Origin of the sequence: Acinetobacter lwoffii, assembly GCF_029024105.1 — a bacterium.
GTDB classification, from domain to species: Bacteria; Pseudomonadota; Gammaproteobacteria; order Pseudomonadales; family Moraxellaceae; genus Acinetobacter; species Acinetobacter lwoffii.
Window position 1 is genome coordinate 2,838,715 of record NZ_CP118963.1, and the last position, 15,186, is coordinate 2,853,900.

The 15,186-nt window shown below is 43.0% G+C and carries 19 protein-coding genes; 8 read left to right on the forward strand and 11 right to left on the reverse strand.

What is annotated here, in order from left to right; genetic code table 11:
* Positions 1-4 precede the first annotated feature (4 nt).
* Positions 5-1,033 (reverse strand): IS701 family transposase, encoded by a 1,029-nt coding sequence (locus PYW33_RS13670; RefSeq protein WP_080591875.1) that lies wholly within the window; start codon positions 1,031-1,033, stop codon positions 5-7.
* A gap of 92 nt (positions 1,034-1,125) precedes the next feature.
* Between PYW33_RS13670 and PYW33_RS13675 the strand changes: the two genes are divergently transcribed.
* From PYW33_RS13675 to PYW33_RS13690, 4 genes are all read left to right on the forward strand, one after another.
* Complete coding sequence (locus PYW33_RS13675; protein WP_004647355.1) at positions 1,126-1,557, forward strand: Pycsar system effector family protein; 432 nt, start codon at positions 1,126-1,128, stop codon at positions 1,555-1,557.
* A gap of 39 nt (positions 1,558-1,596) precedes the next feature.
* Positions 1,597-2,419 (forward strand): IS5 family transposase gene (locus PYW33_RS13680; protein ID WP_115736961.1). Its coding sequence is split into 2 segments (ribosomal slippage): positions 1,597-1,977 and positions 1,979-2,419, totalling 822 coding nucleotides; the frame shifts between segments, so codons are not numbered across the junction.
* A 265-nt stretch (positions 2,420-2,684) separates the two neighbouring features.
* On the forward strand, positions 2,685-3,074 hold the full coding sequence (locus PYW33_RS13685; RefSeq protein ID WP_004278545.1) for a hypothetical protein: 390 nt from the start codon (positions 2,685-2,687) through the stop codon (positions 3,072-3,074).
* 229 nt (positions 3,075-3,303) lie between these two features.
* Positions 3,304-3,777, forward strand: coding sequence for a hypothetical protein (locus tag PYW33_RS13690; RefSeq protein WP_004278546.1), 474 nt, complete (start codon positions 3,304-3,306; stop codon positions 3,775-3,777).
* Positions 3,778-3,845: 68 nt separating this feature from the next.
* On the opposite strand, the gene PYW33_RS13695 is transcribed toward PYW33_RS13690, so the two are convergent.
* From PYW33_RS13695 to PYW33_RS13705, 3 genes are all read right to left on the reverse strand, one after another.
* Positions 3,846-4,799 carry a 2-hydroxyacid dehydrogenase gene (locus PYW33_RS13695; RefSeq protein WP_004278547.1) on the reverse strand — a complete coding sequence of 318 codons (954 nt, stop codon included), beginning with the start codon at positions 4,797-4,799 and terminating at the stop codon, positions 3,846-3,848.
* A gap of 87 nt (positions 4,800-4,886) precedes the next feature.
* Positions 4,887-5,084 carry a hypothetical protein gene (locus tag PYW33_RS13700; protein ID WP_004647353.1) on the reverse strand — a complete coding sequence of 66 codons (198 nt, stop codon included), beginning with the start codon at positions 5,082-5,084 and terminating at the stop codon, positions 4,887-4,889.
* Positions 5,085-5,209: 125 nt separating this feature from the next.
* Positions 5,210-6,481, reverse strand: coding sequence for an alpha/beta fold hydrolase (locus tag PYW33_RS13705; RefSeq protein WP_004647352.1), 1,272 nt, complete (start codon positions 6,479-6,481; stop codon positions 5,210-5,212).
* A gap of 113 nt (positions 6,482-6,594) precedes the next feature.
* Between PYW33_RS13705 and PYW33_RS13710 the strand changes: the two genes are divergently transcribed.
* Complete coding sequence (locus PYW33_RS13710; protein ID WP_004278550.1) at positions 6,595-7,371, forward strand: class I SAM-dependent methyltransferase; 777 nt, start codon at positions 6,595-6,597, stop codon at positions 7,369-7,371.
* Positions 7,372-7,386: 15 nt separating this feature from the next.
* Positions 7,387-7,974 (forward strand): hypothetical protein, encoded by a 588-nt coding sequence (locus tag PYW33_RS13715; protein ID WP_004647351.1) that lies wholly within the window; start codon positions 7,387-7,389, stop codon positions 7,972-7,974.
* Between the two features lie 150 nt (positions 7,975-8,124).
* Here PYW33_RS13715 and PYW33_RS13720 read toward each other — a convergent pair whose 3' ends face one another.
* Positions 8,125-9,324 carry a TIGR03862 family flavoprotein gene (locus PYW33_RS13720; RefSeq protein ID WP_004647349.1) on the reverse strand — a complete coding sequence of 400 codons (1,200 nt, stop codon included), beginning with the start codon at positions 9,322-9,324 and terminating at the stop codon, positions 8,125-8,127.
* A 4-nt stretch (positions 9,325-9,328) separates the two neighbouring features.
* Entirely contained in the window at positions 9,329-9,973 is a 645-nt protein-coding gene (locus tag PYW33_RS13725; protein ID WP_171054286.1) for a class I SAM-dependent methyltransferase, read from the reverse strand.
* 85 nt (positions 9,974-10,058) lie between these two features.
* Between PYW33_RS13725 and PYW33_RS13730 the strand changes: the two genes are divergently transcribed.
* Complete coding sequence (locus tag PYW33_RS13730; protein WP_004278554.1) at positions 10,059-10,232, forward strand: DNA gyrase inhibitor YacG; 174 nt, start codon at positions 10,059-10,061, stop codon at positions 10,230-10,232.
* A gap of 175 nt (positions 10,233-10,407) precedes the next feature.
* Positions 10,408-10,590 carry a hypothetical protein gene (locus PYW33_RS13735; protein WP_004278555.1) on the forward strand — a complete coding sequence of 61 codons (183 nt, stop codon included), beginning with the start codon at positions 10,408-10,410 and terminating at the stop codon, positions 10,588-10,590.
* A gap of 40 nt (positions 10,591-10,630) precedes the next feature.
* On the opposite strand, the gene PYW33_RS13740 is transcribed toward PYW33_RS13735, so the two are convergent.
* The 5 genes from PYW33_RS13740 to PYW33_RS13760 form a co-directional block, all read right to left on the reverse strand.
* Positions 10,631-11,275 (reverse strand): MBL fold metallo-hydrolase, encoded by a 645-nt coding sequence (locus tag PYW33_RS13740; protein WP_004278556.1) that lies wholly within the window; start codon positions 11,273-11,275, stop codon positions 10,631-10,633.
* A gap of 22 nt (positions 11,276-11,297) precedes the next feature.
* Positions 11,298-12,311: a ferrochelatase gene (hemH, locus tag PYW33_RS13745; protein WP_004278557.1), complete on the reverse strand. Its 1,014-nt coding sequence runs from the start codon at positions 12,309-12,311 to the stop codon at positions 11,298-11,300.
* Positions 12,312-12,376: 65 nt separating this feature from the next.
* On the reverse strand, positions 12,377-13,405 hold the full coding sequence (locus PYW33_RS13750) for a DUF4062 domain-containing protein (protein WP_004278558.1): 1,029 nt from the start codon (positions 13,403-13,405) through the stop codon (positions 12,377-12,379).
* Between the two features lie 116 nt (positions 13,406-13,521).
* Positions 13,522-14,394: a glutamate racemase gene (gene murI / locus PYW33_RS13755; protein WP_004278559.1), complete on the reverse strand. Its 873-nt coding sequence runs from the start codon at positions 14,392-14,394 to the stop codon at positions 13,522-13,524.
* 48 nt (positions 14,395-14,442) lie between these two features.
* The gene (locus PYW33_RS13760) at positions 14,443-15,054 is read right to left on the reverse strand and encodes a DUF1285 domain-containing protein (protein ID WP_004278560.1); all 612 of its coding nucleotides are present in this window, start codon (positions 15,052-15,054) and stop codon (positions 14,443-14,445) included.
* Positions 15,055-15,186 lie beyond the last annotated feature (132 nt).

Below are 15,186 nucleotides of genomic sequence, written 5' to 3' on the forward strand. Positions count from 1 at the left end.
ACTATTATTTATAGATTTTCTGTGGCAGCAGATGATTCTTATCGAGAATAAATTCATCAATAAAGTTCTTGATAATTGGTCTAAATAATTTCTTCTGCCAACGATATACATTTTCAAAGATCCGCTCAAACTGGTTCTTTTGTATCTCAACATAGGCCATCAAGGCTGAGAAAATATGATTCAAAATCAGCTTGGATCGTCTTACTTGAAACTTTTCAATATGACAAACCTGTTTAATTACTCGATGATATTGTTCTATTTTCCAATGACTTGAATGTAATTCATAAAAACCATCAAAGGACAATAAATCATCTTCATCTTGATGCACAATATAAAATCTCTGCTGTTCTTTTAACTGAGTCTTAAATAATTGTACAAAGCCAACATCTTTGAGCCAGACCACTTGACCCTGATGAAAATTCGGCAATAAACGGAGTTGAAACCATTGTCCTTTTTCAGGGGAAACCTTACGGTTACTGTCGACACCAAACATAAATCGAATACCATGTTTTCTTATGGTTTTTAGATTTTCAGTCGATGAATACCAACTATCACCTGTAATGAATTGAATCTTTGCACCCCAATCGAGTACTTCACTTAACATCTCCATAAAGTAATCATTCTTGGTTTTACTTTCTGACTTATCATAAATTCGAAAATTAATTGGAATATTTTTGCCATGTTGATCTGTCGCATACAAGGTAATGAGATTAATACCCTTGACGGATCGGTGGTGTTTACCTGACCAAAAATAGCTAACTAAGTCCATATGTTGACTATATGGCTTATCTAAAACAGTATCATCAATACTGACTATAAGTTTATTATTATCAATGTGTTGAATTGCTTCTTGATATAGATCGTGAGCTGTGTAGTCTTCACGCTCCAAAAAGCGATTTACACTGTCATGCGAGATATTATAAGTCTCGGCAAGTTGTGTGCAGCTAATAGAGTTTGGTTCTGTCATGAGAAAGCCCATATAAATGGGTAATGTACAAGTTGCTGTAGAAGCATGTTTAGTTCGTCTGATCACAGATACGTTATAAAGTAGTTTGAGACTTTTTTAAATCCGTCAATGCGTAAGTCCTATTATAAATATATTGATGAATACATGGGTTCAAGCCAATGGATAAACTTGATTTTCTTCATTCAGCTATCCAAGACACCCAACAAAATATTCGTGCTATAGATTTTAAAATTGGGGCTTTATTAGCAGGTTTAATTGTTCCTTTTCCTCAAATAAGAGAAATTTTCAAATATTTAACAATTAACGAGTTTTGGTGGCAGCATGCTTTAGCAGCCATAATTTTTGTAATGTGGCTAGCAACCGTTCTTATTTTACTTTTAGCACTCTCCGCAATAGATAATCCTAGTAAGCATATTTCAGATAATACAAATCAAAAAGGGCTATATTTTGGCGGTGGTTTATTTAACTTCAAATTATTAAATATTTTTTGGCGAACAAAGAACTTTGCCACAAAATCTGTCCAAGACTACAAAAATGAAATTGAAGACACCTCTCTAGATATTTCAAAAGAATTAGCTTATGAACATTAGACCTCTTGCGAAAGTAAAAACTGCCTCAATATAGATTTCATGAAATATCAGAAATTAAATCGTTTTTCAGATTCTGAATTCCAGCGCTTGGTTGGTGTACCTCGAGCAGTTTTTAGTGAAATGGTCGAAGTTTTAAAAGAAGCAGAATCACTTAAAAAGAAATTAGGGCGTCCTCATACTTTAGCTATAGAGGATAAATTATTATTAACACTCAATTACTTACGGAGCTACAACACCCAATTGGAATTGGCGGCAAATTACCATATCGCTGAAAGTAATGTGAATCGAACTATTAAAAAGGTTGAAGATGCATTAATGAAATCAAGACGTTTTACCCTGCCAAAACGAAGCATTACCACAGCAGACGAACAATTTAACTGGGTAATTATTGATGCGACAGAATGTTTAATAGAACGCCCGAAAAAAAAATCAGAGTAAGTTCTACAGTGGTAAAAAGAAGAAACATACGTTAAAAGCCCAAGTGATCTATCATCCGAAGAGCAAACAAATCATAGGAGTAGATATATCGTCTGGCAGTCAGCATGATATTAAATTGGCAAGAAAAACAGTTAAGAAATTCAAACATTGTGACTATGTTATGACCGATTTAGGGTACTATGGGTTAGAGCAAGATGGCTTTAAATTATTGATGCCAATAAAGAAAAAGAAGAATTTACCCTTATTTGATGCTGAGAAAAATTACAATAAAATGATTGGAAAAATACGAGTTGTAATCGAACATATTAACAGTCAATTGAAAAGATTTAGAATACTAAGTGAACGCTATCGAAATAGACGGAAAAGATTCGGTTTACGCATTAACTTAATCGCTGCACTGGTAAACCGGATGAACTTGCAATAACGACTTTCGCAAGAGATCTATTTAAAGTTAATCTACATTCGTGATCTAAAAATTTTCCGCTTACGCCATGCAATAGTATTAATTTTTGTGCTTATTATAGTGGGGTCTATAAGCTTTCTATCTGCCCCTAATATGAAGAAAATTGATGTCGTAAATCAAGATATTCAACATCTTCAACCAAAACAATATTTAGACTATTTGTTATAGGCATTTCACTTTATATTTCCTATACTCAATCTAACAACACTCAACAAGAAAGAATCATATGAAATTTAAAACCCTCATTCTGACTGGTCTTGCGAGTATCGCAGTTACAGCTTGTACATCTGCACCCAAAATCCCACAGCTTCAGGTTGGCGTCTTACAGGAAGTCCAAAACCTCGAAGTGGTTCCAGCCACGACCAACAACAAGGCAAAACTGACCAAATTCCTCGACAAATGCGTGATTGAATTCACCGGCGATATTGGCAATAACCGTGTCATTGAACAATGGTCATTTAAAGGCATGACTCTAATCGATGCCGGCTCAGCGACTTTCCAGCGCGACGGTACTAGCACTGCACAAAAATTTGACCTGCACGATGCAGGCGTACAAAAGAACTTTGTCAGCTTACGCGAACATTTCGCCAAAGATGCCCTGACACAATGTGACTAAAAAAATCGCCTTGTTTCTAGTCTAAGAACAGGGCTTTTATTTTGCTAAAAATCAATTCGACACTTGGGCTAATTTCTACTGCCCTTTCTTTAAAAATTACAATATTTCGGCACAGATCAACCTGAAAGCTCTGCACTCTTCACAGGATATTCATTGTTTTTGACCCATTATCCGTTACACTGAAAAACAAACTCAGACCGCACTTAGACGAATTCGAGGTCGATCCATAATGAATATCAAAACCCCAATTATTTTAACGACAGCTTTAATGCTTTCTATTCCAGCATTCGCACAAACCACGACTCAGTCTGCTAAACCGGTTAAGCCTTATGGTGAAAATCCGAACCTGCTGCATGTCTTTGCTTATAAAGCACAGGAAGGCGTGATTAATACCGCTGAGAAAGTCGGTGAAGCAACGGAAAAAGGCATTGCCAAAATCAAGCCGGGGGTAGACCGGGCCTGGAGCAATACCAAATCTGCAACCTCTGATACACTGCAAAAAGTAGATCAGGGTGCAACTCAGGCAGCCCAGCAAACCGGTCAGAAAATCCAGCAGACCAAAGAAGTCTGGCGTGGAAATTCACAACAGGCACCTATCGTGCAGCAGCCTTTAAGCCAGTCGAGTGCGACGCAAAACCCAAATACACCACAGACTCAACCCCAGTCAGGATCAGCTACCAGTTATGCGGTAACCGATTTATAAAAAAAGCCCGTGATGGGCTTTTTTTATTTTTAGAAAATAAAACTATTATCTTGTATTAACGCGATCTATCAATTGACCTGTCGAATCGGCTGACCTTGTTTAAATGCTGCTACATTTTCCACCATCTGATCCACAATACGTTGCCGTGCATCGACACTGCCCCAGGCATTATGCGGTGTCACAATCAGGTTGGGAATCGTAGAGTCGAGCAGCACATTGCCCTGTTTCGGTGGCTCTACCGTGAGTACATCTGTCGCTGCACCGGCAATCTTGCCTGCACGCAGAGCCTCAGCCAATGCCGCTTCATCGACAATTCCGCCACGCGCACAGTTAATTAAAAATGCGCTGCTTTTCATTGCATCCAGCTCAGTATGACTGATTAAATGGTGGGTATCTTCAGTGAGTGGACAATGCAAAGTTAAAAAATCGACTTGAGGAAGTAGCTCGGCAAATGGCGCACGAGATGCATCCGCCGGACGATTTGGCAGCGCGGCAATAAGCACTTTCATGCCAAAGGCTTCGGCCAGTTTCGCCACCGCATGGCCCAGTTCGCCATAACCCACAATGCCCAATGTTTTTCCGGCCAGCTCGACAATTGGCGCATCCAGCAAACAGAACTGACTGGCTTTTTGCCATTCGCCTTGTTCTAATGCACGTTGATAAGACAGGAATGAAGTCGCCAGATTGAGCATCAACATGATGGTATGCTGCGCGACTGCCGAAGTGCCATAAGCCTGACAGTTACACACGACGATCCCTTGCGCTTTGGCCGCCTCAAGGTCGACATTATTGGTGCCGGTTGCAGAGATTAAAATGAGTTTGAGTTGAGGGCATTGCTGAATCGTAGCTGCATCGATCATCACCTTATTCGTAATGATGACATCGACATCGGCTACACGGGATGCAATCTCGACAGCCGAGGTCGCCGGATACAAAACCAGTGGATCAAATGCTGCATGCAGTGCCTGAAAGTCCAAATCCTGCTGGTCTAAAGAAGCATAGTCTAAATAAACGGCTTTCATGGCTGTTCCCTCAATCCTGTTTGACAATTTATGTCTGTCATTTAAAACAAGTCATTGAGTCTTTTCAACCTGTTTCCAGCCTGAAGCTTAATCCAGCGGTTTATCCATATGATTACGTAGTGACTTGCGGATTCGATACACCACATACACGGACAGAATAATCATAAAGATGATGGACGCACTGACCATGATCACTGCAGGATGCACAGTTTCTGCATGCGCCAGATTAGGTAGAACCAAACCGAAGATAAAACATACTTGCATCATCCGAGTCACTTGCATCATAGAGATCCCCTTCTTCGTTTCAACCATCGGGAACGATATAATTGGTTTATTATTTATACCGCTTATCTCTATATTATGCCAAGCCCATCACAACTCAAGTAATTGTTTTTTATAAAAATTTTTAGTTAATTTATCTCACTGTGCGTCACAAACTGCGTATTTTTGTCACTAGCGTCGATAAAAGCAGCAGCACCATACTCATTGGTACTCAGATTCAGCTGCTTATAGCTAAACATATAAAAATCGCTATAACGCTTCATTAAAATCGGGTGCATGCCCAGACTGAGTTCATCCTGTTCCTTGATCAGTTTCATGATGTGCCGGTCATTCATCACCACCAGATAACGTTCATCATTCAGGTTAATGCTCAATAAACCATTACCTTTGGCATAAATCGGAATCAGGAATTTATGGTTCAGGGCAATTGCACCTTCTGCATAACTTTCGATTTTATGGCTGATGACATTAAATACCAGACCATGTCCATACTGGTCCAACAGCAACTGACGATTTTCCTGCGGCAAATTCACATGAATGCCGAGCTTGAGCAGGTCATGCTGATCGACCTGTTTATTGCGTAACAGTTCCCGCAAAATCACCTGTTTCTGGCTGGCATCAAAAAACTGGTTATCCAGTTGCAGATCGTTATTTCTCAGAATGTGTCCCAAGGCCATACGGTGTCGTGGCAAGACATTTTCAATCACCTTGCGATAATAAAACTTACTGTTTTTCTTGACCCGGCGCATTTTCTGGTAGAAATAGCTTGGCTCATATTCATGTACCAAAAAGTCATAGAGCAATTCGGAACTGGCCAAAACTGCGATCGCATCATGTCCGGTAAAAGGTAGATGCAGCACATGATGATGTGGGATTAGTGCCTCTAATTTCAGATAATGGGCACGATCTTCAGCACAGTAAGGATCATAGACAATAATATATTCGCAGGCATTATCGATATCTTCGGCCGCAACCCGCATATTTGCATTCAGCTCTGGCTGATAGAACATGTTGTAGCGGGCATCGTGTACATCTTCCGGATCAATCGAGTATTGCGGCACCATCGCCACCACCCGTTGCACACCCAAGGCATGGGAATATTTAATCGCGGCATAGCCACCCATCGAACCGCCATACGCAATACGCTGCTGAAACGGCGCAATTAGATCTGCGATGGCTTGCAACATGTTCCACATGGAACCTTGCGGAAACCAGGATTTATGCTTGGGCATAATACCAAGCACATTAAACTCGAATTTCGCCAGTGACTTTTCTGCATTGATGTTGAGGCCCTTGGCACGGGTAATCAAATCGCCAAATGAAAAAATCAGTTCTGAAGAAGATCCCGGCATAAAAATCGCGCGTATATGTTCATCTTCAAAAACAATCTGCTTGTCCATAACTTTCCCGTGCTGGTAAATCGAACCCTTCCACAACAATTCAGTCAATGAACGCTGTCAAAAAAGTGAATATGCTATTTTATATCGATCAAAAAGATTAAAAAGCGCAAAATATGACACAATCATTACATCCGGCAGCAAAACGGGGTTTTAGTGCGTCGGCTGAGCTCTATCAGCAAGTGCGTCCCGATTATCCGGCAGAAATCAGCCAATGGCTGAGTGAAACGCTGGCTTTGCCTGCAGATGCGCATCTTTTGGATTTGGGTAGTGGAACTGGCAAGTTTATCCCCTATTTACGCCCGCTCAGTAAGCACATTATCGCGATTGATCCTGTCCCGGAAATGCTGGCTCAATTAAAACAGGCGCATCCGGACATTCATGCTCTTGAAGGTGTTAGCCATCAACTTCCCCTGCCCGATCATAGCCTGAATGCGGTATTTTGTGCACAGTCATTTCACTGGTTTGCCGATTCTGCTACCTTACAAGAATTAGATCGGGTACTCAAACCGCAGGGTTATCTGGTGTTAATTTGGAATCAGCGCGATACTCGGATCGACTGGGTTCAGGCCTTGGCCGATTGTATTGCCCCCTTGGAAGGCGATACGCCGCGCTATCATAGCGGCACCTGGCGCGAGGTCTTTGCACAGCAAACGCTATTTCAGCCCTATGCAGAAACCACAATGACCCAGCAACAGCATGGCAGTGTCGAGCAGGTGGTATCCAAGCGGCTGCTCTCGACTAGTTTTATTGCAGCCATGCCTGAACAGCAGCAGGCACAGTTAAAACAACAATTTGAACAGATCATCCAGCAATATACAGCCAAAAGCGCAGAGGAAATGATCGACTTTCCTTATGTCACCCATATCTATGTGTTCAAGAAAAGTAATTAAAAACAGGAGGCGATCATGCATAAAATACCAGGAATGACACGAACGCTGTTGTTCGCTGCGGCCATGCTGTTGATGGCATGTGACCAGAAAACGACCGAAACTCCGACTGAAGCGACAACAGATAATACGGCTTCAGATCAAGTCATGCAGGAACTGAAAACCGAGCCACTGAAAGACTTCCCTAAAACTGCCGATGATCCACATGATATTGCTGCATTGACGGATTATGAACAGCGCTTTCAGGAAATGAGCAGCGACCTGGAAAAAGAATTAAACAGCATGCGCGATGATGAAAATATGACAGAAGAATTTGTCCAGCAACGTCAGCGTGATCATGTCCAGTCAGCATTGAATATGTTGAAGGCTTTAGAACTGAAAACCGAACAGGGCCGTTATATTCAGGGCTTAATGTATCAATACTGGGAACATCAGGACAAATTACTCAATACTCCCAAGACTCAAGCTACACCCGTGAATGAAGCCAGTGAGAATGTCAAAGGTCTAGGGAAATATCTACACGCCCAAGAACAACTGGAACGCTGGCGTTCGCAATATCCGGATCTCGCCAAGAAAGAACCAGCTTCCCGGCAAGTGAAGGAATAGTCTAGGATGCTAGATTGGCACACAGCTTAGATAAAATACAAAAATAATCTAAGCTGAACTGGCAGCTTTAAAACAGCGTGAATGAACAAGGCCGGATCTGTTGAGTCTGCATTCAGTATAAATACTAGATCATCCTAGCTATAAAATGACTTAATCTGCTGTCAGAAACTGATGCACACCTTCACCCACTGCACGCCCTGTGGCAAAACAGGCTGTCAGTAGATAACCGCCGGTCGGTGCATCCCAGTCCAGCATTTCTCCGCAAAGAAATACATGTGGGTTAGATTTCAATTGTAGCTGTTCTGACAACACTTCACGCTTGACACCACCTGCACAGCTAATCGCCTCTTCAATCGGGCGAAAACCTGTGAGTGGAAGGGTCAAATGTTTAATTTTTTTGGCTAATTCAGCAGCATCTTGCCATACCGCTTTGGCTACCAATTCCCGTACTAAGGCCGCCTTGGCACCGTCCAATCCAGCTTTACGCCAGACATTAGTTAAAGACTGCTTCTTACTTGGCTGTAATTTTTGCGCAAGCTGTTCCATGCTTTGATTTGGGAAGAGGTCCAGATGCAGCTGCATCGGCTGCCCCTGTTTTAGTTGCTCGCGTAAACCCCGACCCTGCTTATAGATCAGGCCACTTTCCAGACCGTAATGGCTAATTACGATATCGCCAACGGTCTTTTCACCTTGCCCTAACCATGCCTCAACCCGCTTTAAAGGTTGACCAAAGACCGGTTGCATAAACCGAGACCACGGATATTCCACCCCGGCATTACTGGCTTGAAATGGCTCAATTTCGTCCGGCTTTAACCAAGCTTGCCATGCCCCATCACTACCCAACTCTGACCAGGACACTGCGCCACAAGCCAGAATAATGGCATCAAAGTGTTCAGTGCGATGTTCATTATTTTTCAGATCATGCAGCTCAAGTTGTTGCTGCTGCAACTGGCTGACTTTATGCCGGTAATGAAACTGGACACCATGATTGGCCAACCGCTTGAGCCAGGCACGCAGTAAAGGCGCGGCTTTCATCTCTGTGGGAAATACCCGGCCAGACGAACCGATATAAGGCTCAATACCGAGCTGTTTCATCCAGTCTTGAATCCAGAGCGCATCCCAGCGTTTGATCCAAGGTGACAACCACTCCACCTGATCATAACGTTGTACAAACTGTGGCACAGGCTCGGCATGGGAAATATTCAGACCGGTTTTGCCTGCCATCAGGAATTTACGCGCAGCAGACGGTTTTTGCTCATAAACATGCAGCTCATAATCAAACTGACTGAGCACTTCTGCTGCCATTAAGCCTGCGGGGCCTGCGCCCACAATAGCAATGCGTTTGCTCATCTGATTATTCCGAGACGGTGGCATTCTGCCCTTGCAAAGGCTGGAAATCATCAAAACGTGTCACATAAGTTTCAGGCTTGCTGATGATCAGTTGCTGGCATAGTTCACCGCGCTCCAGATATTTAATTTCAAAATGGGTACGCGCCGAATCTGCAGCAATCACTTCTTTGACAAAAGGTAGCTTCCAGAGCTCTTGTACCTGTATTTCTGCTTCTTCGATATAGGCAGGAATATTACTGGCCAGCGTAATCGTTCCACCGGTTTTCACGCGGGAAAGCAGAAACTCAAAAAATGGCATATTGACCCAGCGCTGTGCCGGATTATGCGGTTCAGGATTTGGATATAAAATAAAGAATTGTTCTACCTGCTGCGGATACAGTGCATGCACGATCCACGGTAAAGCATCGGCATGAACGGTTTGTAAATTAGTTTGACCCTCAACAGCATGCTGTTTTTGCATCGCCAGAAATTTTTCACGGGTACGTTCAATTGCAATCAGTTGAGTGTCGGGATTGTTCTTGCTGAATAACAAGGCATGTTTACCTTTACCCGCTCCCACTTCAACGCAGACCGGTTCAGGACTGATGCTTTGAAAATCACGGGGCGCATGCATACGCTGTGCTTGAAATTGACGAATCGGCATAATCAGATCAAACTAATAAAAACCGCATAAGTCTAACAAGTGCGGCTATATTTGCCTAATCGAACCTTTATTTTTCTTTGGAGTTATTGTCATGCCTACCACTTTAAACTGTCCGCGCTGTGGCAAGCTGACTACATGGGAAGATAATGAATTCCGTCCTTTTTGCTCAGAACGTTGCAAAATGATTGATCTGGGGGCTTGGGCCAATGAGGAATATAGTTTGCCTACCCAGGATGCACCACAAGCCGACAACAGCGAAGAATAAAATGTCTTACCTGTCGAGACTTATGTCCGAAAGTACAATCTTGTCGAAATTAAGTAAATAAATCATATGAGTTTTATAAAATTACTTAGATAAAGCAACACGAATTAACATCATTCATAAAGCCTTAGTATTATTGTTCTACTCTAAATTTTCACATTATTTTTAGAGCAATAATATGGGTTATATTATTTTAAGAGTCATATTAATTGGGGTCGGTCTACTCGCACTTCTTTCTTTGGGAGTCGGCATTTTCCAACAAGATAGTTTATTTATTGTATTGGGTGTGCTTTTTGCTTTTGCCGCTTGGCTCATACACATGCAAACGCGACAACTTCGCAATAATCCCTTTTCAGAATAAAAATAAAAGACCAAACTATGTTGGTCTTTTATTTACGCTTTTAACCCGCTTTACCTGCAACAAAAGGATTATGCTGCTTTTCAAAACCAATGGTGCTGATCGATCCATGTCCTGAAATGAATTGAGTTTCATCCGGCAGACTAAAACATTCTCTCTGAATGGAATCTAAGAGCTGCTGATGGTTGCCACGCGGGAAATCAGTCCGGCCAATTGAACCTTTAAACAATACATCCCCTGTCCATAACAAGTCATAATTTTTGTTATAGAACATCACATGACCTGGCGTATGGCCTGGAGCAAAACGCACTTCAAATTCTTCATTGCCGAGTTTGAGCACTTCTCCACCTTCCAGCCATTGGGTCACTTCGACTTTTTCCGGAATCGGGAAGCCATAACGTGCAGAAACTTCCTGAATCATGTCGAGCCAGAATGCATCTTCCTTATGCGGTCCAATCACCGGTACATCCCAAGCCTTTTTTAACGCACCCACCGCACCCGCATGATCCAGATGGCCATGAGTGAGCCACAAGGCTTTAACCGTTAAACCCAGCGCTTCAACTTCAGTTTTCAGTTTTTCAGGTTCGCCCCCAGCATCAATCAAAATGGCTTCTTTAGTTTCCGTATCCCAAACGATGGAACAGTTTTGCTGAAATGCAGTAACTGGAACAATTTTGACTTGTAACATGGGGTGAAAAACCTCGGGCAAGTTAATGGGTAAGTGTCTGTGTCAATGCATCCAGATTAGCCTGAAGCAGACTATTGAGCAATCGCAAATGATCTTCACGGCTATTTAATGCCGGAATGTAACTATAGCTTTCACCGCCGAGTGCTTTAAAAGTCTCGGCATTTTCGATTGCCAGCTCTTCAAGCGTTTCCAGACAGTCCGCGGAAAATGCTGGACTCATTACTTGAATTGATTTCACCCCCTGCTTAGCCCAATCTTCAAGCAAAACATCGGTATAGGGCTTGATCCATTCCTGTTTGCCAAACCGCGACTGGAAGCTGATCGCATATTGATCTTCGCTTAAACCCAAGGCTTTAGCCAACAGCTTGCCAGTTATGCGGCAACGGTCGGCATAAGGATCGCCTTTATCAGCATAGGGCTGTGGAATACCGTGGAAAGACATCAACAATTTCTCTGGCCGACCATGAATTGCCTGATAGTCCCGTACACTTTGAGCCAGCGACTGGATAAATAAAGGATGTTGATAATAATCCCGGATCACTGTCAAACCGGGTAAATTGCGCTGTTTAACCACCCATTTCGCCACAGCATCGTATAGAGGTGCGGTCGAAGTGGCTGAATATTGGGGAAACAGGGGAAATAGAATCACGTGTTCCTGTGGCTGCGCGGAGACCTGTGCCAAGACATCCTGAATATTCGGATTGCCATAGGTCATAGCAGGTATCACATTCAGTTCAAACTGCGGATAAAGCTGGGTTAAATGGGTCTTAACTGCTGCGACCTGCTCAAACAGAATTTCACGCATCGGCGAATCCTGTCCCCATACTTGCGCATAGGCCTGTGATACCCGCTTTGGACGGAAAGGCAAAATGAATAAGCGCAGAATGATTTGCCAAATCGGTTTGGGAATTTCAATCACACGCTGATCAGATAAAAACTGCTTGAGGAAACGGCGTACCGCTGGAATCGTAGGCTCATCTGGTGTGCCCAAGTTTGCCAATATAATCGTCACTTTCGCTTTAGCAGGAGAATACATTCAGTTCGTCCGTCAGGATATCAACCCCTGTACTTTAACAGCTTTTTATTTATTCTCTCTATGGATTAATACGCTGACTTATATTGAAAAGTGCGATCTAAATCCAGCAAGCTGCTGTCCAGCAACTTTTGCGCTTTTGGCGTGATCTGCCACAGCATGCGCTGTCGGTCATCACGACCGGATGGCACAATCCAGTCATTCTGGCGCATTTGAATTTTTAAACTATGCAAGGCACGAATATTCATCTGGGCACGCGCAACTGCATGCGCACGCGGCATCTGCACCCGTGCATCCTGCAAACCGGTTTCATTCAGATATTCATTCATGCGCTTTGAGAAAAACTCTTCAGGTGTGGGATTGACAAAGGTTGAACCCAGCAATGCCAATAATTGTGCCCAAGTGAGTTTTTTCTGAACTTTGATTTCTTTAAAATTACCATCCTGATAAGCATGCATCCGGTATTCAAAAGAAAAAACTTCATGCATCGCCACTTTGGGCAAGCTCAGGAATGGATCAACTTCTGCAGTTCCGCCATCACGTTCCAATTGCGCGACTTTAGCTTTCAGCTGGTCAATCTCGTCATGCAGCGCCTGGGTATTTTGCGGACGCACCCAGCCGGTCACCGGATAGCGCTCCAGCATTTGTGGCATGTTAAAACGTACCGCCATTTCCAGATCGCGCAGACTACGGTAAGTAAAGACCTGATCGACTTCCTGCTGTAACAGTTGACGGAATTCCTTAAATTTTTCCTGTAATTCCGGTTTGGCATCATGCAATGCACTTTCACGTGATGCCGGATCATCATGCATAAACACAATAATCGGTTTTTGCTTGGTCACTGCATAAATATATTCGAGATGCATATAGCCAACACCCGATACCGACTGCTCTCCATACTGGCTTCCCAGCAGAATCACGACATAATCACAGTCATCAATCTGGCGGCGTGCAAATGCAGTATTCAGCGGTGTACGCTGTTCCAGTCCCCACGAGAAAAACCCCATTCCTACCAGTGTTTGAGACAGAATGATACGCTCCGGTTGCATTTCTGCCCCAGAGGTTGAGATGAACACTTGGTACCGTTTATCCAGCATGGGCTATCCTCTTCTCCTGTACATTTGGGTAAAAAATGCATCATCACATGCTTCTTTACCCAATATGGCCACCCCACAATCAAAATATCTTTCTTCTTAAATTATAAAAATGAGTTTTAAACTGCACTCATATTACTGACCTGCCATTTTAAATCGGCCGGAATCAGGTGCTGCAAAATCGGTCGGAGCTGTTCAGCATTCTGCCCACTCACCACCAATTCAATTTTCACGCTTTCTTTAGACTCATGCTCAAATAATAACCCATTTTTAATTAAAATTTGGGCCGTTTGTCTTGCAACCGCGAATCCTGAGTCAATTAATGTCAGCTTTTGACCAAAAATATACTGAATTGACGATTTTAGGAAGGGGTAATGTGTACATCCTAATACTAAATAATCAGCGCCCTGATCTACAACTGGTTGTAAAATCTCTTTTAATGTCTGCAAACAGGCTGCACTCATCTGCTCTCCAGCCTCAACAAAAGGCACCAGATCCAGACTGGTCACAGGCAGGACTTTGACTTGAGCCGGTTCGGCAAAACGGGAAATGACATCTTTAATCAGCTGGCCGCGGAAGGTTGCAGGCGTGGCCAATACCGCCACAGTTTTCGACTGGGTATTCAGGACGGCCGGTTTAAGTGCGGGTACTAAACCGATAATCGGAAAGTTTTCACCATAATAGTCACGCAAATAATCCAGACTAAAAGCGGAAGCGGTATTACAAGCCACCACCGCAACTTTACAACCTTGACGATAAAGCCATTCAATCGCCTGAGCCGTCAAGGCACGAATTTCCTGATCATCTCTCGGGCCATAAGGCACATGCGCAGTATCCGCATAATAGACAAAGCGTTCATTAGGCAAATGGCGGGCAATTTCCAGGGCGACTGACAAGCCGCCTACGCCTGAGTCAAAAATGCCAATAGGCGCATCTGCCGTGGCATTGGGCATCGGGTCTAATAACTGGGAAATTGGTTGAATAGCGCTCATAACGTTGCAGGTAGCTTGTTTGAAATTTCTAGCGATCAAGCTTAAACCTCAGGTGCTCAAATGCAAGTCTAAATCACCACTTTTCAAACTTAAAACGGTTTCGCCTGCCGGATTTTCATCAAGCTCTCCCATCTCGACCAGATGTAAAAATGCCGCACGCTGAATCAGGGCATTAATCCCAAAACGCACATGCACATAAGGCCGCAACTCACCTTTGTATTCACGCATAAAGATTGGATGTTCAGCATCGACAATAATCAGGTCTTGCGTGGTTGTGCCCAGTTGCAGATAAGTCACTCCATTGATCTCAACCTGATCGACCTGATTGACAAATAAAGGTTCATCTTCAACTTCGATTTCAATCATTTCTACTGGTGTTTTTAGATAGAATTTATCGTTTTCTTTCCAGAGCACCGTTGCAAACAGGTCAATCATCGGCTGACGCTTGATCAATTGACCTTCGTGCCACCATTCGCCGTTGGCTAAAACCTTGAGATCCATTGTGCCACAATGCTTTGGCTGCCATTGCTCCAAAGGGGGTATTGACCTTTTGTGACTGCCCTGTGCATCTTTTAAGTATTGTGCGATATCCATTAAATTTTTATCATCGGGATAAGTTACTTTTTTCGTCGGATTTGTGCTGGGTACTGGCTTATCCATAAAAGAAGACCTTAATGACGGAAAAATAATATGTTTCAGCCAATTGGCTAAAACCGGCTTTAAAACTATACTAGCCCAGATTATCAAAGACACTAGCATTTTTGTGTCTAGGAACCAAGAACACTTATGGCA

Coding starts and splice junctions, on each gene's coding strand:
- PYW33_RS13675 (WP_004647355.1), top strand. CDS start 1,126: ATGGATAAACTTGATTTTCTTCATTCAGCTATCCAAGACACCCAACAA.
- PYW33_RS13685 (WP_004278545.1), top strand. CDS start 2,685: ATGAAATTTAAAACCCTCATTCTGACTGGTCTTGCGAGTATCGCAGTT.
- PYW33_RS13690 (WP_004278546.1), top strand. CDS start 3,304: ATGAATATCAAAACCCCAATTATTTTAACGACAGCTTTAATGCTTTCT.
- PYW33_RS13695 (WP_004278547.1), bottom strand. CDS start 4,799: ATGAAAGCCGTTTATTTAGACTATGCTTCTTTAGACCAGCAGGATTTG.
- PYW33_RS13700 (WP_004647353.1), bottom strand. CDS start 5,084: ATGATGCAAGTGACTCGGATGATGCAAGTATGTTTTATCTTCGGTTTG.
- PYW33_RS13705 (WP_004647352.1), bottom strand. CDS start 6,481: ATGGACAAGCAGATTGTTTTTGAAGATGAACATATACGCGCGATTTTT.
- PYW33_RS13710 (WP_004278550.1), top strand. CDS start 6,595: ATGACACAATCATTACATCCGGCAGCAAAACGGGGTTTTAGTGCGTCG.
- PYW33_RS13715 (WP_004647351.1), top strand. CDS start 7,387: ATGCATAAAATACCAGGAATGACACGAACGCTGTTGTTCGCTGCGGCC.
- PYW33_RS13720 (WP_004647349.1), bottom strand. CDS start 9,324: ATGAGCAAACGCATTGCTATTGTGGGCGCAGGCCCCGCAGGCTTAATG.
- PYW33_RS13730 (WP_004278554.1), top strand. CDS start 10,059: ATGCCTACCACTTTAAACTGTCCGCGCTGTGGCAAGCTGACTACATGG.
- PYW33_RS13735 (WP_004278555.1), top strand. CDS start 10,408: ATGGGTTATATTATTTTAAGAGTCATATTAATTGGGGTCGGTCTACTC.
- PYW33_RS13740 (WP_004278556.1), bottom strand. CDS start 11,275: ATGTTACAAGTCAAAATTGTTCCAGTTACTGCATTTCAGCAAAACTGT.
- hemH (WP_004278557.1), bottom strand. CDS start 12,311: ATGTATTCTCCTGCTAAAGCGAAAGTGACGATTATATTGGCAAACTTG.
- PYW33_RS13750 (WP_004278558.1), bottom strand. CDS start 13,405: ATGCTGGATAAACGGTACCAAGTGTTCATCTCAACCTCTGGGGCAGAA.
- murI (WP_004278559.1), bottom strand. CDS start 14,394: ATGAGCGCTATTCAACCAATTTCCCAGTTATTAGACCCGATGCCCAAT.
- PYW33_RS13760 (WP_004278560.1), bottom strand. CDS start 15,054: ATGGATAAGCCAGTACCCAGCACAAATCCGACGAAAAAAGTAACTTAT.